The sequence below is a fragment of the Undibacterium sp. TC4M20W genome (assembly GCF_049340245.1).
GTDB lineage: Bacteria > Pseudomonadota > Gammaproteobacteria > Burkholderiales > Burkholderiaceae_D > Undibacterium.
In genome coordinates, this window is record NZ_JBMPPI010000011.1 from 126,416 (window position 1) to 150,301 (window position 23,886).

Consider the following 23,886-nt stretch of genomic DNA (forward strand, 5'->3'; position numbering starts at 1 on the left):
TAAGATACATCTTGAAGCTGAACCAACTCATTGTAAACTGGTCAAGTATTGCTGTGTTAACGCAAAGGGACGACCATGTTTGCTTACAGATTCAAATTGCTGGCAATACTCTTGATGGGCTTTGCACTGGCGGCCAATGCAGCCACAGTTTTTCCTGGCAAAGAATGGGAGGTGACTGCCAGCACCACGGCGCAATGCAAACAGGGCCAGGCTGAGCTCGATAGCTATGTGCAAAAACAGGCTACTACAGCCCTGTTCGCCATCAAGGATGGCCGCATCCTGTACAGCCATGGCCCTGTGGAAGTACCGGGCATCATAGAATCACAACGCAAAAGCATCCTGTCCATGCTGTATGGCAAATACGTCGCCAATGGAGCTATCAATCTCGACCAGACTCTGGAGGCCTCAAATATCGATGATATCGGCGGCCTCTTGCCCACAGAAAAACAAGCCAGGCTGCGCGACCTGCTGACCGCACGCTCGGGCGTTTTCCATGTCGCAGCCAACAGCGGCGATGATCTCGCCAATGCACCCGCGCGTGGCACGCAAACACCCGGCAGCTATTTTCTGTACAACAACTGGGACTTCAATGCAGCCGGCACTGCACTGGAAAACGCCACCCACAAAAGTGTTTATCAACTGTTTGACGAAGACATCGCACAGACTTTGCAACTGCAAGACTACAAACTTAGCGCCCAAAAGAAATTTGGCGACAGCAGCAAATCCATGCACCTGCCTTATCATTTCCTTTTATCCACCAGGGACATGGCCCGCATAGGACTGCTCGCCCTGCATGAAGGTAACTGGAATGGCAGGCAATTGATACCGTCAGACTGGATGCGCCTGACGACCAGCATCTACACCCACTCATCCGACATGCACCCGGCCAGCACCGCAGCCCGCCATGTCGCGTATGGCTATATGTGGTGGGTATTCGAAGAACCCGTAGATTCACCACTGCAAGGCGCCTACATGGCCTGGGGTTTGCATGGGCAATACTTGCTGGTTATCCCCAAGCAGGACATGGTCATCGCCCACCAGCGCCGCGTACCTGTCGATGGCAAGTGGGATGTGCCTAAAGTGGGTAAAAATGCGTTTATCCACATGGCGAAATTGCTGACACAAAATTGTTCGTGATATGAATTTAAAACTTGAACCTTGCACGCTTAATGATGCCGCGCAGTTGGCTGAACTGCGCGGCATCGCCATGCGCCCCAGTCTTGAACGCATAGGCCGCTTTGATGCAGAAAGAGCACGGCAGCGTTTGTTGCAAAATTTTGCAGCCGAATATACCAGGCTCATCAAATTGGATGGATTGCTGGCAGGCTTTTTAGTACTGCGTCCGCAGGACAAGGATCTCTTGCTTGACCACTTTTACCTGCATCCGGATTTTCAGCAACGCGGTCATTAAGCTAGTACTGGCAGAAGCCGATGAACTCGGAAAGGTCATCCATGTTGGTGCACTGCGTGGTAGTGACGCCAACCGTTTTTATCTCAGGCATGGCTTTGTTTTACGCAAGGCGGCGGAGTTTGATAATTACTATCTGCGTTATCCACAGGCTGATTCACGTAGGTGCTAATAGCTTGCGTATTCGCACGCATGATTCTTAAAGACGAGCGTAGGCCATATTTGGGCTATATTTGGACTTCTAGTCCATTATTCATCTGGAGTGATCATGAAATTTTCCGAACAAATCAAACCCATTTCCTACTTGAAAGAAAACGCCGCCGAGATCGCCAGGAATTTCAGTGAGAACCATGGCGATCCTCTGATCATCACCCAGAACGGGGAAGCGAAAATGGTTGTCATGGACATCGACAGCTATCAGAAACAGCAGGAGACCGTGGCTTTGCTCAAAATCCTCGCGCTTGGCAATAAACAAATTGAAGAAGGCAAGTTTCAAGACACTGAAGATTTTTTTGCTGAAATGGAGAAGGACGATCAGCAATGAGTCACAAAGTCAAAGTCCTTGCTTATGCCAAAGATGATTATCGTGAGATGCGAGGCTTTGTGAAGAGAAAATTTGGCGATTAAATATGAATGACTGTTGAAGCAGATTTCAAAAAACCGCTACAGCAGATCGCTGATATGCCGCGTGCCGGTTCTGTTTCTGAATAAATTGAAGCGCTTGGCCTTGTCCTTTATCGCCAGCGCCCGGCGGGACGAACAAGAGTCATTTACCAGATCAAAAGCGAGGAAATTTTCGTCCATATGTTTGTGGATACGGGCAGGGGTTTTGCCAGCGTTCTGTACGACAGATTGATGAGCAAATAAATGACAAGTAGTATTTCCAGGTTAGACATGCGTGCGATTACGTTACACTAATCGCACCTACGTGAGCTTGACCTCCTTCATTTCACTTCTCAAATGTTACATGAGCAACTTTACTTTTTCCTGTTCCCATAGTTCCTATATATTTAATTGTACGTTGGTGTTTCTGGGCACTTATATGTAGTTTTTCCACATTAAATTCTTCACTAATTGGAAGACAAATAAATTCTAATTTTTTCATAGAAATCAAAATATCCAAATCTAATCCTATATACGATACTTTTTTTAATATGAGCTTCGTTAACTTGACCATACTTTGAATATGAGAAAAATCTACTGAAACTTGTAGACCGGACACATCTAAAGTTTGTATATTCTTGACATATCTTAGGTCGATGAATTCCTTGAGCTTTGGTAATTCACTTAAATGCAGGTTTGAAAGGTGTTTAATATTTTTCAGATCATCTAAATTTTCTAAGGTTTTTATTGCGCCAAGTGATATGTCCGTCAAATGTTCGCACTTCTCTAGACCCTGTAAATTTACGAGCTTACCACCGCCGAAGCTAATTTTTTTGAGGTTAATGAGTGAACCGAACGATTGACAATCTTTCATAGTGAAATTTTCAATACTGAGTTCACAGAGAGATTGAAAAGAAAATATCCACTCCATTCCCTTTTCGTAATTGCAAATCAAATTCCTTAAATGTGGAAAGAAATGAAGGTTCAATCCATTCTTCGGAATGAAATCTTCATGAATAACTTCAACGTTTATAAATTGTTCTAACCCACTAATTTGTCCCGAAGCTTGTAGTTCCAGTCTTCGTACCTTTAGCGCAGCCAATCCAAGATGTGGAATATTCACGCCTTTTTCATCGAAATCCTGAATAGTTAAAGTTTCAAAATTTCCTTTTTCAAATACCTCGGCGGCGTCATCAGGCCATCCGTCCTTGACACAGAAACAATCAGGATTTGAGCCACTTACGACAGGTGGAAAGCGAAACCAATACTTAGCATTATTCGTCATCACCAACATATCCTGTTTTTTTTATTAAAGTATTTCATCTACAAAAAAGCTGGAGTTAAGTCTCATAATCATATATTTCCAAACTCTCCGGCGATTACGAGTGGTTAATTCGCTAGATAGATTTTCCAGTCACAAATAATGACTGACACCCAAATGCCTGTCCAGCTTCGCTTGCTCTTCAACATCCAGCGTTTCTCTGTGCGCCCTGATGGTATAGCCACCATGCATGGCGCCATCGTGATTGATCATCCAGTCGATGATCGCTGTATCTTCAAGATTGAAAGTGTTGCCAATTTCATAATCACGCAGCTCTGCGGGTACTTCAAATAACTCGCCTGTGAAGCCAGTATCGCTGGTTTCAATCACTCTCAACCACATAAACATATTGCCAGTGGCAAGTACAAATTTGATTTTGATCAGAGGGAAAAATTCTTCCTCAGTATTGCTGTGGATAAGCTTTCTGAAGTGTGGCAATGATTGCTGGGCATCTGCAAAAGCTTGCTGCATGCTTGCATCGTTTGAATTGCTCATGGTGATTTTTATACCGGGGTCGAGATCAGGCTTGCGGCCCATATCTCTCCTGTACATTTGCCAGTCATACCAGCAATTTTCTGGATCGATATCGTCATAGCCGCGTGACCCGGCAAGTTCGCCAGCATCGGGTTTTTCCATCATGATGACACTGGCATTGTCACGGATTTCTATCACTTCGTCATAGCTTAAGGGGCTGCCTTTCTTGTCTTCTACATTGACCAGAATAGCGACCAGCGCCGGGATAAAAACGGGAACTAAATTTTCTTCACTCATGTAGATTCCATCGCACGCAGGATTGTCAGAACAGGAAATTCTACTCTGGCAATCCGTTGTGTATGGAAATTATCGACACAAAGAAAAATTTTATTGTGACAATTTATTTCTTGGGTGGCGGATTATTGTCCTTGCCTTCCGGTGGGCGTGGTGGCCGTTCTGGTTTGGCAAACAAGCCCTTGGGTGAATTGGTGCAAGTCGCAGAAATCTTGCCTTCGCGTGGTGTCGTGATTTGCACTACGGCGCCCTCTTTCTTGCCTTTGCAATCTTCATAGGCCTGTGGTGGTGGTTCACGCGGTGGCCTGTCGTCTTTGCCTGCTTCTGGCGGTTTCTTTTGGTCACCGCCGGGTGGCTGGGCATGTGCAAACAGACTGGCAGCCAATGCCGCCATGAAGATACTGGCACGTGCCAGGTTGAGTAAATTTTTCATCCTGTTTCCTTTCAAGGGTGTTGATGACAGGATAGATCTTAAGCAAAAACTATGGAGGAAAAGTGAAGATAGCCGCTTCTTTACATAGCTTTACTTTGTTACGCTCACGCTTATTCTGTCATAGCGCCCATACGCATCAAAGGCAGTAATATCGTAGCGCCCGGCCTCAGGAAATTCTATGATCTGCGACTGGTTCGCCAGCTTGCTCGATACAAGATGGCCATTCACCATCCAGCTGACTTCTGCCTGAGATCCACGGATTTCCAGCCTGGCTTTGGGTACTTCCTTGCCGCTGGCCCTGTGCAGGATTTCGCCATCGCTGAGGCCGACTATCTTGATGCTTTCATCGGCATTGTAGATGGCTGCGCATTCTGTTGCCCAGGCGGGTGGCAGGGCGACCTTGCGCAGGCCTGCGTCCAGCCAGGGTTCGAGGGCTGATGGCCAGCGGGCGGCCTGCAATTTATCCATAGGGCGTTTGCTGCATTCGGGGGCGACCCGCAAGCCGCTCTGGCTATCAACAAAGTAAGTGAATATCGGCGAGGCGGTTTTGAGGCGGTCGGCAAAGCTTGGTGGGGCTGCGCCATTCAATATCCATGCCGTGCGCTGTAGCGGGCAGAGTTTTTCTGGCTGTTCGCTGGCGCGTGTGCCCAGCGGCCAGCAGATTTTCTCCTGGCTGACGGTGGCTGGTGGCGCAGCCGGGCTGGTGTTGCGGCCATCGGGTATGGCGGTAAAGATATCCACCAGCAAGGGAGCGGCGACATTCGCACCAAAGAAGCCGGGATTGGGCGTGCCATCTGGCCGCCCTACCCAGACGCCTATGCTGTAACGATTGCTGACGCCGACTGCCCAGGCATCGCGGAAACCAAAACTGGTGCCAGTCTTCCAGGCGATGCCGCGGTAGCTGCCATTGCCTTCAACGGCGCGTGCCACTGGCCCACCGGTTTCCAGTATGTCGCGCACGATGAAGGCAGCGCCTTCACTCATCATCCTCTGTTCCTTGCGCGGCGCTGTTGGCGTCATACGCGGTACGGCGGCCATGCCTTTGCGTGCGAGGGATGAATAGGCACCGACCATGTCTTCGAGCTTGGCGCCTGCACCACCAAGTATTACGCTCAGGTTGGGTGTGGCGCCACGCGGGAATTCCAGTTTCAAGCCACCGCGCCTGAGCATGGAGACAAAGTTAGATGAACCCAATTGTTCCAGTACTTCTACCGCAGGTACATTCAGGGATTTCACCAGTGCTTCAGAGACGCTGACCGGGCCACTGAAATTTTGCTGGAAATTGCCAGGCTGATAGCCAGAAAAAGATTGCGGCGTGTCGGACAATAAAGATTCTGAATGGATCAAACCTTCATCGAGTGCAAATGCATACAAAAAGGGTTTCAAGGCAGAGCCTGGTGAGCGCGCAGCCCGCACCATATCGACATCGCTGAAACGCTCACGGTCACTGAAGTCTGCCGAACCGGCATAACCGAGCACTTCAAACGTGGCATTGTCCATCACCATCGCAGCCATCGATACATGTGGCGGCAATTGTCGTATGCGGTCGGCCAGCAGGGTTTCCAGCGTTTGCTGGATTGCTGTATCGACCGTGGTCTGGATCACGGTTTGCTGGTTTTTGCTGCGCCTGGCCTGCTGCTTCATGCGCAGTGCCAGCAAGGGAGCGAGTAGAGGTTCACGCACGACCTGCGCAGTCACGGGTTCAGTCAGCGCATCGGCAATGATGTCCTTGCTCCAGTTGCCATCCATGCGCCGTATCACCTTGTCACGCGCCACCTGGGCACGTTGTGGATAACGGTCTGGTCGCAAGATCGAGGGCAATTGCGGCAACACCGTCAGCAGTGCTGCCTCTGCATGTGTGAGGCGGCTGGCAGGTTTGCCAAGGTAGGCGCGGCTGGCTGCTTCCACACCTTCGAGTACGCCACCCATGGGGGCGTAGTTGAGGTAGAGGGTCAGGATTTCTTTTTTCGAATAATGCGCTTCCAGTTGCAGGGCGCGGGCAATCTGCTTGAGCTTGCCACGCACGGTATGTGGAGTGGGGTCTATGATGCGCGCCACCTGCATGGTGATGGTGGAACCACCGGACACGATCTTGCCATTGTGCAGCCACTGCCACGCTGCCCGCGTCAATGCCAGTGGGTTGACACCGGGGTGCCACCAGTATGCCCGGTCTTCATACTGCGTCAGTGCATCGACATAGTAGGGCGAGACTTCCTGCAGGCTGATGGCGTGACGCCAGATGTGGTCTTTGTCCGGGAAGGCGCGTAAAGGTGTGCCGTCACGGGCCAGGACTACCATGGCGTAAGGGGAATCGCGACCGGGTTTGGGCAGGGGGAAGCAGAGGTCGGCGACGATGAAAGTCAGTGCGACGATGATGATTGCTGCCCAGGTTTTTTTGTGGGTGAGCAAGGCTTTGCGCAGGTAGGTGAAGTTGGCGTACTTCTTGAGATTGAGCGTCATGCGGTGGAAATTTTTTATTAATCTCGGATATGAAAAAATCAAATAGACGGCAAACGAGCAATGTGGATGGTGGTCGAATTGATCTTGTTTTTGGTGTTGCTGTTGTTTTTGACTTTGATTTTTCTCTTGATCTTCAACCGCTTGGGACGTAGCAATTTGTGCTTCACAGAAAATGGATCAGAAAGCTTCGTTGTTTGAGCGTAGCGAGTTTCGAAGCTTTCCCATTTTTTGTGATGCGCAAATTGTGCTGGAGCGCAGCGCAAGCACCCGAAGGGCAAGTCTGCGGTCGCCTTTCTTTGATTCCTTTCTTTGGCGAAGCAAAGAAAGGAATTCGGCCGCCGGGCCGAGACCCGGCTGGTATCTGCGAAGGGCAATCTTTTCAGTCGAAGTACGGTAATGCAACGAACGCCGCTGGGCTCCAGCCTTCGCTGGAGCGACGTCTTTATAATTGCCGTTCATTCGACTTGCACTTCTCCGCTTTTCCTCTGTGGTGAGTGGTCGTAGGGCAGGTTTTGATAAACGAATACCTTATTCAGAGGCCCAGTGTTGGGCTGGTGAAGCGTAGCCCAACCTACGATCTATGCGACCAGCACCATAATTACTTCCCACTCTCCACCACAGTCAACACATCCGTCCCACCGGTTTGCCCATACAAATCCGGCCTGTACATATCTTCTGCATACAGCGGCGGTATCACGAATTTACCTGGGGTCACTACCCGCACGCGGTAGAACAGGTTCAATACATTCCAGTCCATGCGTACTGCTGCCACAAACCTGTCATCACGGAACTCTACATGCTTGATATGCGGGTCTTGCATGGCTTCTGCGGGGTTCAGTTTGTCTATCGTAACCACACCCATTTGTTCACCCTGGACGATGTTGGTGTTCTCGATTTCCAGGCCAGCCGGGATACGATCGACGATCATGCCTGTGCCCATGGCGTTGCGGCTGCGGGCAGTGATGCGCATGATGATGGTTTCGCCTACCTTCAAGGCACGGCTACCGATTTCAGTGCCATCTGGTGCATACATCTTGCGGCTCAGTTCTATGACATCAGTCTTCGCAGGTGGCAGCTTGACCAGGTTGCCAGTCATGGACAATTCCACATACAGATTGTCTTTGCTATTGTTGCTGAGCTTGACCCCGCCAGCCAGTTCACTGGCCTGCAATTCACGGAACAGCGTGGCCTTGGCTGACAATTCATCCGTCTTGCCTGCAACGGCCAGGGTACCTGTCCATGGCGCTGTTTCTCCCGTGCTGTAAGAACGGCCTACCAGGAACAGGGCAAGTTTTTCCTGGGTGCTGTAGTAGCGGTGTTTTTCCATCTCATTGGCGATGACACCGATCAGGTTATCGCGGCCATCGAGCTTGATCTGGTGCCTGTCCAGCAAGGCATACGATAGGGCAGCGTCACGCAGGTTGCTGCCATAGTCATACCACCAGTAACCATTGTCGCGGCCTTTCTTGACACCTTCGGCCAGAGCGACATCGCTGCGTGCCTTGTCACCCATTTGCTTCAAGGCGATGCCCAGTTGTATCAGCGCCAGGCCAGACTGTGCATTACCACGCGCATCATGCATCTGGCGCAAGGTGGCCAGTGGTGCCTTGTTCTGGCGTGACAGTACATAGGCACCTGCTGCCAGTACACCGAAATGGCTGTTGTCACGCACGCGGTTTTCTTCCCACAGATTACTGGTGCCAGTAGTAGTCGTTGCTGCTACCGGTTTGGGGCTCGCTGGCATGCGTGCTACCCCGTCCTGCAAACCGCGCAGCAAAAAGTCGAGTGCCTTGTTATACATCGCATCCGGCACACCAAAGCCCTGCTCACGTGCATCCACCAAAAAGCCGGTGACATAGGCAGACAACCAGTACTCATACTCCGACACATTACCCCACAGGCTGAAGCCGCCGTTCGGTGCCTGCATGGTTGCCAGGCGGGCGATGGCCTTGTCCAGCATTTCCACCCTTTGCTCGCGTGTATAAGGTTTGAGTCCAAAGCGTTTGGCGGCTTCTTCATCAATGAATACATGCGGGTAGGCAGTACTGGTGGTTTGCTCGGCACAGCCGTAGGGGTAAGTCAGCAAGCCCTGGATGGCAGCGCGGATATCGATCGGTGCCTTGTTCGATACCACCATGTGCGCCAGCAGCGATGCCTTGTGCAAGCCTGCCAGGTCAGCTTCCTTGATATCCAGCGATTCACCGGCTTTTACGGTAAAGCGCTTGGTAATCTGGGTCTGTGGTGTAGGAGCTTGCACGGTAAGCGCAAAGCTTCTTTCCATCTTGATGCCAGAGCCGCTGATGTTGACGGTAATGGTATGCAAACCCGGCACTGGCTTGGCTTCGATAGGGAAGCGCAGGGTTTGTTTTTGCTGATCCTTAAGGCTCAGGCTGCGTTCAGCTTCTGTCAGTTTCAAGGCTTCGCCACCATTGATGCTGATTTTCAGGTTTTGTACTGCACCTGAGAGATTATGCAAATCCAGTGCGACGATGGCAGTGTCACCAAAAGACAGGAAGCGTGGTGTCGCCAGCTCGGCTATCAGCGGTGCTGCGACGGTCATCTCGGCGTCCTTGGCACCAAAACGCTCGCCACCAGCTACCACGGCCATCAGACGCAAAGTGCCGTTAAAGTCAGGAATGGCCAATGGTATTTCAGCCTCACCTTGTTCATTGAGTTGCACAGGGCCGCTGAAGATGTCGATGAGTTTGACCTTTTTAGGCAAACTCTTGGTCGCTTTGGGCGTGTTGTCACCACCAAATTTCAGCTTGCCTTTCTGGCCCTGCATTTTTTCTATGAGACGGCCATAGATATCATGCTGGTCCGGGCCATAACGCAATTTGGCAAAGAAGAAGGCGTGCGGATCAGGCGAGACAAATTTGGTGATATTCAAAATACCTACATCCACTGCGGACAGGGTTACCATGGCTTTTTGGCCCTTGGCTTCTGGCACCTTGATTTTTACCTTGACGGTGCTGTCAGGCAGCACTTTGACAGGTGCTTCCATAGTCACGGCAAATTTGCGGTCCGCCCTGTCCAGCGGGATATGTGCAATACCCAGTGCACGCGCCGGTGTCACCTTGTCACCTTCATTGCCAGGGCGCAGAACCACGGCAGAGACATACAGGTCGTGGCGTTTCCAGTCCTTGTTGAGCGGGATATCTATCGTCGTTGCATCGGCACCGACAGACATGCGTTTTATCCACAGCGTCTTGTCACCTTCTACCGTGATCAGGGCTTCGCCTTTGTGTGGCGGGGTGAAGGTCAGACGTGCGGTGTCACCATCTTTATAGACGGGCTTATCGAGCTTCATGGCGACCTTGTCGGGGCGCACACCCTGGCTTTCATCACTGCGGGCGCTCCAGCCTACATAGAAGCGATACACGGCTTGCATCTTGGTGTCTGGGTCCAGTACTTCCAGCCTGTAGCGGCCATAACGCACTGGCAGGCGCAATTTGCCACGGCCATTGGCGGGCACGGCAACGGCACTAGTTTCTACCAGCTCATCGGTTTCAGTAAAGCCAGATTGCCAGCCGCGCTGGTCTTCAAAGCGCCAGTAGTAATTGCGGTCTTCGCGGAACAGGCGTACCGGCAAGGTTGGTGATGCCTGCAATTTGCCATCCCTGTCTGAACGTATGACTTCAAACTCTACCGGGCTGCCTTCAGGCGCATATTCACCTGTGAACATGGGGCGCAGGCCGACCAGCACGGGAGCTGGCCAGACTACGCGTTCCATGCTGCGCACGACTGGGCGGCCACCACTTTCCAGCAGGCTCAGGGTAGTGCGCACGGTGAATGGCGAGCGGCGTTTTTCGATAGGTGAAAGATCAACATCGACAGAGGCCTTGCCTTCATCATCAAGCTTGCTTTCTTCGAGTTCAGTACGGGTCTTGGCTTCGTTTTCAGTAACGTCACCAAATTCAAAACCGGGGTATTGCTTGGCCAGCGGATTCTTATTGCGTTCAAACTGGGCCACACCCAACAGGCGGTTACCTGCTGCCGGTGCGCCATACAGATAATTACCAACGACATCAACGCTGTAGTCACTGTCAGCCGCCAGCGTTGCCAGTTTGCTGGACAGATCCAGCTTCATGCGTTCTGGCAGGAATTCTTCAACCCCAAAGCGGAATACCGTGCCCGGTACCTTGTCGGCAGGATCAGCACGTAATTCAAGGGTCCAGAAACCGGTAGGTGCATCAGCAGGTAATTCTATGCGCTTGACGAGGTAGCCGCCAAAGCGCTGGTCTGGCCGCCAGGTGGCGGTGAACTGGTCCTTGCCATCCGGGCGCTTCAGCCTGGCTTGTATCGCTTTGGCAGGCACAGTGCGGCCATCGGCATCGCGGGCGAGTACCGACAAATCAAATTGTTCGCCGGGGCGATACAGATTACGGCCAGAATAGGCAAACAGGCGCGTCGCCTTGTAAGGCGCACCGGTGATATCGTATTCCGACAAATCGAGCGCAGGTTCCTTCAGCGCCAGTACAGAAATCTGCTCCCCCTTGCGTGCCATCAAGACCTTGGCAGCTTTTGGCTGTTCGGCAAAAACCACATGGCCATCACCATCGGTATCTGCCTTGGCCAGTACTTTGCCAGCTTCATCCATCCAGGATACTTCGACACCGCTGACGGCTTTGCCATCAGTCAGAGAACTGACAAAGGCATCGGCTGATTTGTCATACAAACGCGTATGCAGGCCCAGGTCGGAGACATAGAAATACGTGGTCTGGTATTCATAGCGGAAGCGGCCAGGCTGGCTCATGACAGCGACATACACGCCGGGGTCCTTGAGCTCCTTGATGTCTTCTACCGAGATATAGGTGACGCTCCGTTTATTGGCTTTTTGCTCCGTCATGAAGCGGCCCAGATACACGCTCTCTGACATCTTGCGCAATTCATCCAGCTGGTAAACCTGCACAGCACCTTTCAGGCTGCTGCGCCTGTAGTCGTAGTTGTAGTCCTCGCCAGCTTCGCCTTCTTCACCATCGGTTTTTGCGGCATCGGCTTTTTTCGGTTTGCCATTGATGACGCTGTCGAGGAAGCGTGGCAATTGATCATTTTTGACACGCAGGAATTGCACATCGACTTCCGGCACATTCACCGTGACGACCGGCAAGCCGCCATTCTGTTTGGCAGGCAAGACCATGCCATTGCTGGCGAAATAATAAGAAGGGGAAACCGGTGCAGAGACTATCGAATAACGTGCCTCACTACCCAGGGTCTTGCCATTACGCGCAGGCAGGCCGGTCTGCACCTGGACGACATAGCGGGTCTGTGGCTTGATATGCGGGAAGTACAAAAGGCGCGGGTTTTCACCGACCACCCAGGCACCAGCTACTGGCTTGCCACCCTTACTGTCGGTATCTTCTGCGGTGGTACTGACGGTGCTGACTTTGCCCTTCTTGGGCTGACCATCGTCGTCATAGCCATTGTCTTCATCGTTGTTATTGGTCTCGGCTTTTTTCAGATCAGCTGCCGAGGGCGGCATCTCGAATACCTGCAAATACTTTTCATAGGTCTTGCTGCTGTCGAGAGGAATGCTGAAGGTCAGCGCCAGTGCTGGCGCACCATCAAGGCCACGGTCTGCCGCATCGACCAGGGTCAGCGGCGCATTCGGATCATCCTTGATTTCCAGTGCACCAACAGCATCAGATGCCCCAGACCCACCCGGGCTTTTGTTCTTGTACCAGTATGCGCCGCCTATGATGGCAATGAATAAGGCGAACAACATCGCCATTTTGAACGATTTGCTTTGCATGGTGCTTCCCTGATTATCTGGATGGATTGCTTAAATTTTGCACAATGATTATGACATGCACATTGTCAATATTTTCACTTGTTACGATATCTTCCGGTGTTACGATTTCTTCCGTGGGGGTAAATGCAACAGACGTTCGTCAAAGAATGACATCACTCAGGGAGTGGGACGCAGATAAGTGAAATAGATCACCATCAACAACAAGGCTGCGGCAAGTAAGCCAGTGACGATGAAGAAAGCGATATTGGTCTTGCCGTAAGTCGCCTGGCACACGGCACCTATGCACAGGCAGATAGCACGTATGACGGCAAGCGAACTCAGGAAAGTGATGAGCCCAAACACTTTGGCAAAGCCAAATGCAGAATGAAAGAATTCTGTATTGCCGGGATTGCTGCCATGTCCACCCTGCCCGGCAAAACCGGCAAGGACGACGATGCCAACCACGATGACGGTCGAGATGATCAGGAGGAGCACGAAAACCGGTATTGAGATAAGCAGGGCGCGTACAGCCTGCGCCCAGGTAATGATGTGCTCGTTCTTGATGGCATTGCTGAAGTATTCAATCACAATATTTCACCCTGGTTCTTCAGCTGATTCATCAAAGATGCTATCTGATCATGATACAGGGGTGGAATACAAAACACAGCCTACCAAAGTAGGTAGTCAAGGCAACGATTAAAAATCAATACGGTTCAAAATTGATCTTGTGCTTTTGCAAAACATCCAGCATCAGTTGCTTCCATGGCCCACTGGGTGTCCAGACCTTGCTGACTGATTCATAGGCTATGGACGGGTCTTCCTTGCCAACCACCACGCGGTAAAGAAAGACCATGGTCGATGCACGCATATTCACCTGGCAGTGCACCAGCACCTTTTTATTTCCCAGTCCTTGCAGGATGGCGGCAAAGGTTTCGTAATCGCTGACGGCGGGCTTGTTGAAAACTATCGGGATATTCACAAACAGCATGTTCTGGCGGCCGACGATGATGTTCTCTTCGCGCACGGCATCTGAGACATGGGGCGGGGCCAGGTAAATGACGGCTTCATAGCCCTGCGCAGACAAGCTTTCCAGCGCTTTGGCAGTGGGCTGGCCTGAGCTGGTCAGTTGTGCGGTGATGGGGACAACATTCGGTGCATCAAGGTTCTGAGCATAAGCACCTGTGGATAAGCTTGTACATAAGGCTGTGGACAAGCCCAGAAAAGCGGTGCATAAGTATGTAGATAAGCTTGTGGACATGCCTGTGAATATCCTGTGGAGCAATGTGTTAACAGGCTTGCCCATGCTCACGCTTCAGGCTCATTCTGGGTTTCCAGCGTCAGCAAATTCGCATCGCGGCTGATACGCCATTTGCCATCTGCCTGCAAGCGCCAGATACTCAGCACGTTCCCGGCACGCTTCATGTACTGGCCCGCCTGCTTGGGGATGATCTCGACTTGCAGATAAGACCAGGTATAGGCGAGATCCGTCTGCAGGACAATTTCCTGTATCTGTGAGCTGGAAGCGATGTGATGTGTCTGCAAGATATTGCGCAGGTTCTGGGCAAATAGTTCGCGGCCCTTCATGGGGGGATGGCCTGCCACCAGGAATACCACTTCTTCATCCATCAAATCGAGCAACTTATCCACATCCCCGGCAGCGGTGGCATCCTGCCATAGCCGGATATTGTTCAGTATGCTCGTGGCTGCTGCGCTGGCTTGCTCGGTTCCTTCATTGTGCATGGCTGTCCTTTATTGTGTTGAGGGCTGAAGCAAGCGCAGATCAGGCTTATTTGGGCGGTGGCACCTGGGCTTGCAGGATTTGCCCGAGGTCCTTGCCTTGTTGCGCCAGCAGGCTTTCCAGTGCCGGCATCAGCGGCCCCAGGGTTTCTGCCAGCATGCTGCGTACTGTATCGACCACGACTTGCGTGGTTCGTTCAATTTCTATGTTCAGGCTGGCACCGGTTTTTTTCTCGGCAAAGACGGTCATGCGCAGGGTCTCGGGTATCAGCCAGACTTCAAACCAGCCTTCCTGGCGGTTGACTTCGGCTATCGTCAGGCTGGCACCATTGATGGCGATATAACCTTTGGCAAAGATATAACGCAGCCATTCTGGTGGCACAGCGATGCGTATCACGTAATTGTTTTCCAGCTCGCGTATCTGGGCGATATGGGCTTTGAAGTCGATGTGGCCAGACAGAGGGTGACCACCAATCTCGGCGCCATCCTTGGCGGCGCGTTCTACATTGACGCGGCCATCCGCGGCATATTCACCGAGGGTGGTAATCGCCAGGCTTTGCTGCATGACATCAAATTCTGCGGCGTTGTCGCCATGCAGGGCGGTCACGGTCAGGCAAACGCCATCAACGGCGACGCTGGCACCGATTTCCAGGTCCTTGCAAAAACCATCGGGAAATTCCAGCTGATAAGTGCGCAAACCGGTCTTGTCATTCAGTGTTGCAATGCGGGCTATGCCCTGTACTATGCCTGTAAACATGTTTTATCTTGTTGGGGTACTTGGAATGTCTGTGATTGTAAGCCATTCATGCATTGGCGATATGTTTATGCCGCCAGCGGCAATTCCACCATGAAGTTGCAACCCTGCCCGGCTACGCTTTCGCAATCGACCTTGCCGCCGCAGGCTTCACTGAGTTTCTTGACGATGGACAGGCCCAGGCCGCTGGAATGTTCACCTGCCGTTGGCAGACTCGACAATTTGGTGAATTTTTCAAACAGGTGTTGCTGGTCTGCTGCAGACAGGCCCGGCCCTTCATCCCTGACCTGGAACATGCCAACCCCGCCGGTATTGCTGACACTGAGCCAGATACGCTTGCCCAGCGGTGAATATTTGACGGCGTTCGACAACAGGTTATCAATGATTTGTACACAGGCATCAAAGTCTGCCCTGACCATCACGCCTTCCTGTATATCCAGTATGACCTGCAAGTCCTTGGCCTTGAGCATCTCGGTATATTGCTGGGCCACGTCCTGCAATATCCTCGACAAGTCCAGGCTTTGCAGCTTCAGGTGCAGGTGGCCAGAATCTAGGGCATTCACATCCAGCAAATTGCTGATGATGCGCATCATGCGCTGGCCGCTGTTGCTGATGCGCTCCAGATAATTCTGGCGCTGGTCTTCCGGCATGTTTTGCTGCAGTTTGCGCAGCAAGTCGCTCATGCCTATGATGCTGGTCAGTGGGTTTTTCAAATCGTGGGCGGCAATGCCAAGGAAATCGTTCTTGTCCTTGTCGAGTTTTTGCAGGCTGGCAACTGCCTCGTCGAGCTCGGCAGTGCGCTGCCTGACCTTGGCATCAAGTTCCTGCTCGGTACGCTGTGATATCTCCAGCAGCTTTGCCTGGGTCTGGGCGTGTTCTTTCTTCATTAGGCTGATGTGATAAGCCTGGGCCAGAGCCAGTAAAATGGCTTCTATGGCTGAACCTAGCTGGAAACCATATTCAGTCGCCCAGTTAGGTCCCAGCAATCCCATATTGCGTATCGCTACCAGCGACAGGCCAGTGATCCAGGTCGCAGATGCCAGCAAGACGATGTAACCGGGGCGATAACCGCGCAAACCCACCAGCAGGCACACAGGCAAGATCACCATCATCAGGGCAAAGCCGGTTATTTGCATCAAGGGGGCAACCAGCTGGTAATAACCTGCCAGCACTGCCAGTGAGACAAATATGCAGACAACCTGGGCGAAGACAAACAGGCTATTAATACGCGGCATTTTTTCATGCAGGCGCAAAAAGCTGGCGATGAACATGGTTGAACTCATGACCACCAGCGGTGACAGGAAGCTGGGCAATATATCTGCCAGTTCTGGCCAGTCAGGCAGGATATACATCGCAACATGGCCGTTCAGGCTCATGCCTGCCAGCAAGGACACGCAAGATAAAAACAGGTAGTAGCGCAGCGCTACATCACGGTAAGAAATGGCCAGCAGCAGGTTATATACGATCATGGCCAGCAGCACGCCATAGTAAATGCCCATGAACATAGCAACCTGGCTGGAGTGCTCGACAAAGGCATGTGATTCCCACAGGCTGGCGCGTAGGAACACCGCACTGCTGCTTTGCAGGCGCAGATACAGATGCTGTACTTGGGTATCCGGCAATTGCAACTGGAACAGCGGGTAATGGTGTTTGAGTTCCAGGCTGGAAAAAGGCAGGCGGTCACCGGCGCGGTGCACCGTCGTGCTGCCATCCGGGTGGACCTGGTAGAGACGGATATCATCAATGATGACTGGTGACAATTCCATCAGCCATTGCTGCGCCAAAGCGGCCTGGCTGCCTTGCACATCCAGCTTCAGCCAGAATGCGGATTTGGAAAACGATACATTCAGATTGCCGCGCAGTGGCTTGAACTCTGCGTTACTCGATGGTTTAAGCAGGTCAGCGATTTCCATCCTGGCGCTTTTATCTTCAAATATCTGGAAGGCAGAGTCCAAGGGAATTTCATTTTTACCATCATCAAGCCTGAGGACTGCGGCATGTGCAAACGTCGCACAACAGCCCAGGCAAACTGCGAGCAGTAACAGGAAGCGTAAGCAAGTGTTGCGGACGGTGCTCATATCGATAGCTTAAATCTCATGCATGTCATGTTGCACTGTACCGTAACAGCCGGTTTCAGGCATAGAATTGGTCGCCGGCTAAGCTCGCTGCCACGCTGGCTGCCACAATAGTAAGCAAATTCCCGCTGTTCTTCCATCTTTGCTTGTTGATAATACTGTTTTGCCTGAATTTATCTTGATCTGATTTTGTTCTCAGCTTTCAGGTATCGAGTGTTATTTCATGTTCGAGTTCGGTAATCAGGTTCGAGTGCGTCATATCAACCAGATTGCCACGTATCCACTGGTGGGCCGGGTTACGGCTGTCACGTTCATGCCACAGCATATCGACGTGCACGTCTGGCATGGCGAAAGGTAGTTCTTTCCAGACCAGGCCGCCTGTCATGCCGGTTGCGGCAACCAGATGGCGTGGCAATACCGTCAGCAAATCCGAATTGGATACGACGCGGCCACTGGTAAAAAATTGATTGACTGTTAATACTATGCGTCTTTCGCGCCCCATCTGGGCCAGGGCTTCATCGACCAGACCATGGGCACGGCCAGAAAAACTCACCAGCAAATGCCTGGCATTGCAATAATCATCAAGCGTCAGTTTTTTATTCGCCAGTGGATGACCACGCCGCATGACAACCACATAATGGCCGGAATACAGCCTCTCATGCCGGATCGCGCTATTCGCCGCCCCTTGCCCGCCTGTGAGCTGGGCCACCACGCCAGGGAAGAAGCCGATAGCAATATCAATATCACCGCGCATGAGCATGGGGCGCGGCTCCCGCGTGGTCAGCGGTACCATGCGCACATTGACGCGCGGTGCTTCTTTTTCCAGCACGTTGACGAGGGTAGGCATCCACAGCGCCGCAGTTGCATCCGACATCGCCATCCTGAAGGTGGTTTGTGCCTGTGATACATCAAAGCTGGTCGGGGCAATCGCACTTTCGAGGGCGGACAGGGCCTGGCGTATCGCTGGCCACAATATCTCTGCACGCGGCGTAGGCTTGACGCCATAGGCTGTACGTATCAATAACTCATCACCGAGCGAATGACGCAGGCGTTTCAGTGCATTGGAAACGGCGGGCTGGGTCATGGCCAGCTTGTCTGCCGCTCGTGTCAGGTTCTGCTCGATCATGACTGCATCAAAGACACGCAAAAGATTCAAATCCAATGTCAGAAAATTCACGTTATTTGCTCCGGTTAATAAATGACCAATACTTACTGACAATTATTCATAAACAGCATAATTGATATGGTAAATCAAAATTAGAATTATATGATGCACTGCAATATTATGACGTCATTACAAAGTGTTTAAGTGTTTAAAAAAAGAGTGGAGTAAATCATGACTTTCCTGAATATCGCCTTCCCTGCAGCCAGTGCACTGCCAGTTTCCCAAATCGCTATCAGCGCCGTTGTTGCTTCCGCCCGTCCATTGCTGGGACTGGGCATTCTGGCCACCATGCTGATCGTGTTCAAACCTATGCTGATGGGCATGTTGCGCGCAGCCTTGCTGGTGATCAGCCCAAAACAATCCCGTGAAGAAAAAACAGCTTCACGTAACTTGCGCAATATGCTGACTATCCGCCGTATCGCCAATGACCTGGACCGCAGCTCGCCTAACATGGCTGCTGAATTGCGTGCCCTGGCTGCACGTGGCTGAGCGCCCCTGACTAAGCGCCCCTGACTAAACATAGCACGATTAAATAAGTAATTGGTATTATGCAACATTCATCTGCTTATTCCATGGCTGGTGCTGCTGTACAGAGCACGGTAGTAGCGCAACAACAGGTACGCCAGCCACGCGCGGTGGCTGGTTCCCGTAGTCTGGCATCAATGTTGCCGACCATACTGACAACAGGTCTGGTGAGTCTGGTGGCAACTGCAGTCCTGCGCCTGATGTGGATGGGCTATGGACATGATTTCATGGCTGCCTGGATGGAAGCCTGGCTGACAGTATGGCCTATCGCTTTTCCGGCTGCCTATATCAGCAAGCCCCTGGTCAACAAGCTGGCGCGCATGCTCAGCAAGCCAGTCGGTAGCGAAGCCGCACTGAGTGCCAGAGGCATCATGCAGGCTTCTGAAGAAGCCACGGCAAAAAGTGGCTTGAAACGCAAGCCTGCATTATTGCCAGTGCATCGTTGATCAGTGTTGATGGATGTAGTCAGTTAGTTTTATTGAAGAGCCGCAGATTAATTTAACCTGCGGCTTTTTTGTTTTTGGCATCCGTCAGGCCTGTGCATTGTTCCATAAACTCCTGCATGACTTCTTCCTGTATCTTTTTAATGCTGCCATCTTTTTCCATATTGCGTAGTACTGGCTCCAGGGCGGACGCGATTTGCTGGTGTCTGGCATGCAGGAAATGATAGCCCAGCCTTTTTTCCAGTGATGGCTCCAGTATATGTATCCGGTTCAGGCCCAGTTTGCGCACCAGGCAAAAGCTGAAGCGTGAGTCGATGGCAACATCGGTGCGCCCGGCATCGAGTTTTCTGAACAGGGATTCCAGGCCGGGTGCAGTTTCTTTTTGTGGCACATTTTTGAGCCTGTCTTCAAGATAAGGGATGCCGTTGACATAACCGACTACATACGGTTTCAGGCTAGCAAAACCATCCACGTTGATATTCTTTTTGGTCGCAAACACAACGGCTTCTTCATAGACAATAGGTATATCGACTTTGATGGAGTCCGACAAACCAGTATCTATGACCTTGGCAGAAATGGCATCCAGCCGGCCTGCATTCCACATGCTGATGGCACGTACTGCTGGCGTGGCAATGAAATTGACCTTGATGCCCAGTTGTTCATAAGCCTTGCTCAACACTCTTTGCGCCATGACAGTGCTCGGGCGGTTGATGTCCGACAGTGATATATCCAGCCTGTGTTCTTCGCGATTTTTTGTCTGAGCCTGTGCCGGGACTGATGACAGCAGCATGCTGCCTGTGAGCATTAGCAACAGCCAGATGGTGGACAGGCGCATGCGGTTTCCGGGAGAATAAGCATCGTGGAGTAATAGCGGCTGACCTTATTTATACACCCCTTGCGCCAGTATTTCCAGCTTGTGCAAAAAACAAAACGCGGCCGTAGCCGCGTTTTTGTCATTGCCAGAAAACGATGGCTTATGCCGCCAGGCGTTTTTCCAGGGCGACGCGGGTCGCTTCCAGATCGGCTGGCAAATGGTAAGCCAGTTTTTCAAACAGCTCGGCATGCAGTTTCAGCTCTGCATCCCAGGCGGCCTTGTCAATGGATGTGATGGTATCGAACTGCGCTTGCGTGAAGTTCAAACCTTCCCAGTTCAAATCAGCAAAAGTAGGGGTGACACCAAAGATGTTTTCCACACCATTGGCCTGGCCTTCTATGCGTTCCAGCATCCATTTCAACACGCGCATATTGTCGCCAAAACCTGGCCAGACAAATTTGCCGTTGTCATCTGTACGGAACCAGTTGACGCAGAAAATCGCTGGTTGTGTCGCGCCAGCGGCTTCTATCTTCTTGCCCATGTCCAGCCAGTGCTGGAAATAGTCGCTCATGTTGTAGCCCATGAACGGCAACATGGCGAATGGATCACGACGCACCACGCCTTGCTGGCCAACGGCAGCAGCCGTGGTTTCAGAACCCATGGTCGCTGCCATATAGACGCCTTCTACCCAGTTGCGGGCTTCAGTCACCAGAGGCACTGTCGTTGAGCGACGGCCACCGAAGATAAAGGCCGAGATAGGCACGCCAGCCGGGTCATCCCAGGCTGCATCGATGACCGGGTTTTGTGTTGCGGCCACCGTGAAACGTGCATTTGGATGGGCGGCTTTACGGCCAGTCTCCTTGGCTATTTCTGGTGTCCAGTCCTTGCCTTGCCAGTCGATCAGGTGCGCTGGCGCTTCCTTGCTCATGCCTTCCCACCAGACATCGCCATCATCGGTCAGGCCGACATTGGTGAAGATGGTGTTGGCCGTCAAAGACGCCATGCAGTTGGAATTGGTGGCGGTATTGGTGCCAGGTGCCACGCCAAAATAACCGGCTTCAGGGTTGATCGCATACAAACGGCCATCTGCACCAGGTTTGATCCAGGCGATGTCATCACCAATGGTTGTGACTTTCCAGCCCTTGATGGCGGGGATCAGCATCGCGAAATTGGTTTTGCCGCAGGCAGACGGGAAAGCTGCTGCCACATAATGCTTCTTGCCTTCTGGCGATTCGACACCGAGGATCAGCATATGTTCTGCCAGCCAGCCCTGGTCACGGCCCATTGTGGAGGCGATACGCAAGGCAAAGCATTTCTTGCCCAGCAGCGCATTGCCACCATAACCGGAACCGAAAGACCAGATTTCGCGCGTTTCTGGATAATGCACGATATATTTGGTGTTATTGCAAGGCCATGCCACGTCAGCCTGGCCTTCTGCCAAAGGCGCGCCTACAGTATGTACGCAAGGGACAAAATCGCCGTCCGTACCCAGTACGTCATACACAGCCTGGCCCATGCGCGTCATGATGCGCATGTTGACGGCAACGTAAGGCGAGTCAGACAATTCCACGCCGATATGGGCGATAGGTGAGCCCAATGGGCCCATGGAGAAAGGCACGACATACATGGTGCGGCCACGCATGCAGCCATCAAACATGGGGTTCAGGGTGGCGCGCATTTCTGCCGGGGCCATCCAGTTATTGGTCGGGCCTGCATCTTCCTTGTTGGTCGAGCAGATATAGGTGCGGTCTTCTACACGGGCGACGTCCGACGGGTCGGAGCAAGCCAGGTAACTGTTAGGGCGCTTGGCTTCATTAAGCTTTTTCATGGTGCCAGCGGCAACCATTTGTGCGCACAGACGGTCATACTCTTCTTGCGAGCCGTCACACCAATAGATATTGTCAGGTTTGGTCAAAGCCGCCATTTCGGCGATCCAGTTGATCAATTTCTGATGTTTCACGTAAGCGGGTGCGTTTAATGCAGCCACACCTTTCATGATGGGTTGATTCACGATACTACCTCCAATGCCATTTCAATAAAAAAATCGGTGTAGCGGCACGGCAGGATCGTCGTTAGATTGTGGCGATGCGATCGCAGGAGCGCTCAAGCAAGGCGAACACCATAGCGGCGGTTCTGTCGGATAATACGAAGACAAGAGGGTGTCTTGGCTCCTGGCTTGCGCCCGGCAGGATGGCGCGGGGCGGAAGAATCTAAAAGCTACGTAGGCGAACATTGTACACGCGAGTCTGGCCGGAAGCGAATTTTGCCTCAGTTTCATTATCATTGTTTTACGTTTTATGAAAGTGAAGATTTTTCAACGCAAATCTGAATAAAAGCTGGAATAAAGATTTTCCCGGATTTTAAAGAATGTATAAGGACGAATGAGGACAAACCATGAAAATAGCCATACTTGATGATTACCAGGACGTAGTCCGGCAGCTGCCTTGCTTTGAATTATTGAAGGACCACGAAGTCCAAGTCTTCAATAATACGGCTGTTGGTACCGGCCAACTAGCGATACGCCTGCAGCCCTTTGATGCCGTCGTGCTGATACGTGAACGCACCCGCCTGAACCGTGCCCTGATGCAAAAGCTGCCGAATCTGAAACTCATTTCGCAGACTGGCAAAGTCGCAGGCAATATAGAAATTGCCGCTGCTCACGAACTGGGTATTGCCATCGCCGAGGGCATAGGTGACCCGACAGCACCGGCTGAGCTGACCTGGACCCTGATCATGGCGGCGTCACGCAAGCTAACTAATTACGCACAACTCTTGCAGGATGGAGTCTGGCAGAGCTCTTCACTACACTCCGCCCACAACCAGCTGGGCCGCGTCCTGAAGAAGCGTACCCTGGGTATCTGGGGCTATGGCAAGATAGGCAAGATGATCGCTGGCTATGCCAAGGCTTTTGGCATGCAAGTCATGGTCTGGGGACGCGAACCTAGCCGTGCGCAGGCCGCCGCAGACGGTTTGTTGGTAGCAACATCGAAGGAAGCTTTTTTTGCTGAATGCGACATCATCAGCATGCACCTGCGCCTGAACGATGCGACCCGCGGCATCGTCAGCCAGGCTGATCTGGCGCTGATGAAGCCGGATGCCCTGTTCGTCAATACCAGCCGCGCAGAACTGGTGGAACAAGGCGCACTGGAAGCAGCACTCGATGCAGGGCGCCCCGGCTTTGCTGCGATTGATGTTTTCGAGAGTGAACCTGTCTCCCCTGATCACCCACTTTTGCACAGGGAAAATGTCCTGGCTACCCCGCATCTGGGGTATGTAGAGCAAAGCAGCTATGAACTGTATTTCCGCATTGCTTTCCAGAACATCGTCGATTTTGCCAATGGCAATCCTCAGAATATTTTGCAGGCTGGGTAATCTGAAGGAATGGGTATATGCCGGGTCGCACACAAAATCTTGCCCGGCATGATTTGCCTGTTTTCCAACATGTGGGAAAATATTTCAAAAATAACATTGCAAATACTTTAATTTTGTAAAAAATGCACTAAACTCTAGCATCAAAGTCAGGTCAGAGAATAAAGAACAGGTGCATATACGCGGTATTCAATTTCAGTCATCTGGAATGTTTTGATGATTGCTGCCGAGCTATCATTCCTGAACTGCACATTGCCTCTACAACCCCGCGCTTCGTCCA

Annotated in this window: 20 protein-coding genes; 7 read left to right on the top strand and 13 right to left on the bottom strand. The window is 51.9% G+C overall.

All coding sequences use genetic code 11. The features are described from left to right. Positions 1–75: 75 nt before the first annotated feature. The 3 genes from ACO0LL_RS15425 (at position 76) to ACO0LL_RS15435 (ending at position 1,952) form a co-directional block, all read left to right on the top strand. Positions 76–1,137: a serine hydrolase domain-containing protein gene (locus tag ACO0LL_RS15425; protein WP_422951733.1), complete on the top strand. Its 1,062-nt coding sequence runs from the start codon at positions 76–78 to the stop codon at positions 1,135–1,137. Between the two features lies 1 nt (position 1,138). After that, on the top strand, positions 1,139–1,411 hold the full coding sequence (locus ACO0LL_RS15430) for a hypothetical protein (RefSeq protein WP_422951734.1): 273 nt from the start codon (positions 1,139–1,141) through the stop codon (positions 1,409–1,411). A 265-nt stretch (positions 1,412–1,676) separates the two neighbouring features. Beyond that, complete coding sequence (locus ACO0LL_RS15435) at positions 1,677–1,952, top strand: type II toxin-antitoxin system Phd/YefM family antitoxin (protein ID WP_422951735.1); 276 nt, start codon at positions 1,677–1,679, stop codon at positions 1,950–1,952. A 405-nt stretch (positions 1,953–2,357) separates the two neighbouring features. Here the strand turns inward: ACO0LL_RS15435 and ACO0LL_RS15440 are convergent, their stop codons facing one another. The 4 genes from ACO0LL_RS15440 to pbpC form a co-directional block, all read right to left on the bottom strand. Then, positions 2,358–3,296 (bottom strand): hypothetical protein, encoded by a 939-nt coding sequence (locus tag ACO0LL_RS15440; protein ID WP_422951736.1) that lies wholly within the window; start codon positions 3,294–3,296, stop codon positions 2,358–2,360. 129 nt (positions 3,297–3,425) lie between these two features. Then, positions 3,426–4,103, bottom strand: a complete 678-nt coding sequence (locus ACO0LL_RS15445) for a DUF2314 domain-containing protein (protein ID WP_422951737.1) — start codon at positions 4,101–4,103, stop codon at positions 3,426–3,428. Between the two features lie 103 nt (positions 4,104–4,206). Further along, on the bottom strand, positions 4,207–4,533 hold the full coding sequence (locus ACO0LL_RS15450; RefSeq protein WP_422951738.1) for a hypothetical protein: 327 nt from the start codon (positions 4,531–4,533) through the stop codon (positions 4,207–4,209). A 90-nt stretch (positions 4,534–4,623) separates the two neighbouring features. After that, complete coding sequence (pbpC, locus tag ACO0LL_RS15455) at positions 4,624–6,993, bottom strand: penicillin-binding protein 1C (protein WP_422951739.1); 2,370 nt, start codon at positions 6,991–6,993, stop codon at positions 4,624–4,626. A 29-nt stretch (positions 6,994–7,022) separates the two neighbouring features. Here pbpC and ACO0LL_RS15460 point away from each other — a divergent pair, with 29 nt between their 5' ends. Next, a complete protein-coding gene (locus tag ACO0LL_RS15460) occupies positions 7,023–7,145 on the top strand; it encodes a hypothetical protein (RefSeq protein WP_422951740.1) in 123 nt (40 codons plus the stop codon). A 446-nt stretch (positions 7,146–7,591) separates the two neighbouring features. Here ACO0LL_RS15460 and ACO0LL_RS15465 read toward each other — a convergent pair whose 3' ends face one another. The 7 genes from ACO0LL_RS15465 to ACO0LL_RS15495 all read right to left on the bottom strand — a co-directional run bounded on the left by ACO0LL_RS15465 (position 7,592) and on the right by ACO0LL_RS15495 (position 18,467). Then, positions 7,592–12,745, bottom strand: a complete 5,154-nt coding sequence (locus ACO0LL_RS15465) for an MG2 domain-containing protein (RefSeq protein ID WP_422951741.1) — start codon at positions 12,743–12,745, stop codon at positions 7,592–7,594. 156 nt (positions 12,746–12,901) lie between these two features. Next, positions 12,902–13,312, bottom strand: a complete 411-nt coding sequence (locus ACO0LL_RS15470) for a hypothetical protein (protein ID WP_422951742.1) — start codon at positions 13,310–13,312, stop codon at positions 12,902–12,904. Positions 13,313–13,427: 115 nt separating this feature from the next. Continuing rightward, positions 13,428–13,982 carry a protein tyrosine phosphatase family protein gene (locus ACO0LL_RS15475; RefSeq protein WP_422951743.1) on the bottom strand — a complete coding sequence of 185 codons (555 nt, stop codon included), beginning with the start codon at positions 13,980–13,982 and terminating at the stop codon, positions 13,428–13,430. A 47-nt stretch (positions 13,983–14,029) separates the two neighbouring features. Continuing rightward, a complete protein-coding gene (locus ACO0LL_RS15480) occupies positions 14,030–14,464 on the bottom strand; it encodes a YybH family protein (RefSeq protein WP_422951744.1) in 435 nt (144 codons plus the stop codon). 46 nt (positions 14,465–14,510) lie between these two features. Further along, the gene (locus ACO0LL_RS15485; RefSeq protein WP_422951745.1) at positions 14,511–15,218 is read right to left on the bottom strand and encodes a riboflavin synthase subunit alpha; all 708 of its coding nucleotides are present in this window, start codon (positions 15,216–15,218) and stop codon (positions 14,511–14,513) included. Positions 15,219–15,283: 65 nt separating this feature from the next. Next, entirely contained in the window at positions 15,284–17,293 is a 2,010-nt protein-coding gene (locus ACO0LL_RS15490; protein ID WP_422951746.1) for a sensor histidine kinase, read from the bottom strand. A gap of 199 nt (positions 17,294–17,492) precedes the next feature. Further along, a complete protein-coding gene (locus tag ACO0LL_RS15495; protein WP_422951747.1) occupies positions 17,493–18,467 on the bottom strand; it encodes a LysR family transcriptional regulator in 975 nt (324 codons plus the stop codon). A 159-nt stretch (positions 18,468–18,626) separates the two neighbouring features. Between ACO0LL_RS15495 and ACO0LL_RS15500 the strand changes: the two genes are divergently transcribed. Together ACO0LL_RS15500 and ACO0LL_RS15505 are read left to right on the top strand one after the other, a co-directional pair. Then, positions 18,627–18,944, top strand: coding sequence for a hypothetical protein (locus ACO0LL_RS15500; protein WP_422951748.1), 318 nt, complete (start codon positions 18,627–18,629; stop codon positions 18,942–18,944). Between the two features lie 59 nt (positions 18,945–19,003). Beyond that, complete coding sequence (locus ACO0LL_RS15505) at positions 19,004–19,426, top strand: DUF2798 domain-containing protein (protein ID WP_422951749.1); 423 nt, start codon at positions 19,004–19,006, stop codon at positions 19,424–19,426. 52 nt (positions 19,427–19,478) lie between these two features. Here the strand turns inward: ACO0LL_RS15505 and ACO0LL_RS15510 are convergent, their stop codons facing one another. After that, positions 19,479–20,258: a substrate-binding periplasmic protein gene (locus ACO0LL_RS15510; RefSeq protein ID WP_422951750.1), complete on the bottom strand. Its 780-nt coding sequence runs from the start codon at positions 20,256–20,258 to the stop codon at positions 19,479–19,481. Between the two features lie 139 nt (positions 20,259–20,397). Continuing rightward, positions 20,398–22,248 (bottom strand): phosphoenolpyruvate carboxykinase (GTP), encoded by a 1,851-nt coding sequence (locus tag ACO0LL_RS15515; RefSeq protein WP_422951751.1) that lies wholly within the window; start codon positions 22,246–22,248, stop codon positions 20,398–20,400. A 383-nt stretch (positions 22,249–22,631) separates the two neighbouring features. Here ACO0LL_RS15515 and ACO0LL_RS15520 point away from each other — a divergent pair, with 383 nt between their 5' ends. Further along, on the top strand, positions 22,632–23,609 hold the full coding sequence (locus ACO0LL_RS15520) for a D-2-hydroxyacid dehydrogenase family protein (RefSeq protein ID WP_422951752.1): 978 nt from the start codon (positions 22,632–22,634) through the stop codon (positions 23,607–23,609). Positions 23,610–23,886 lie beyond the last annotated feature (277 nt).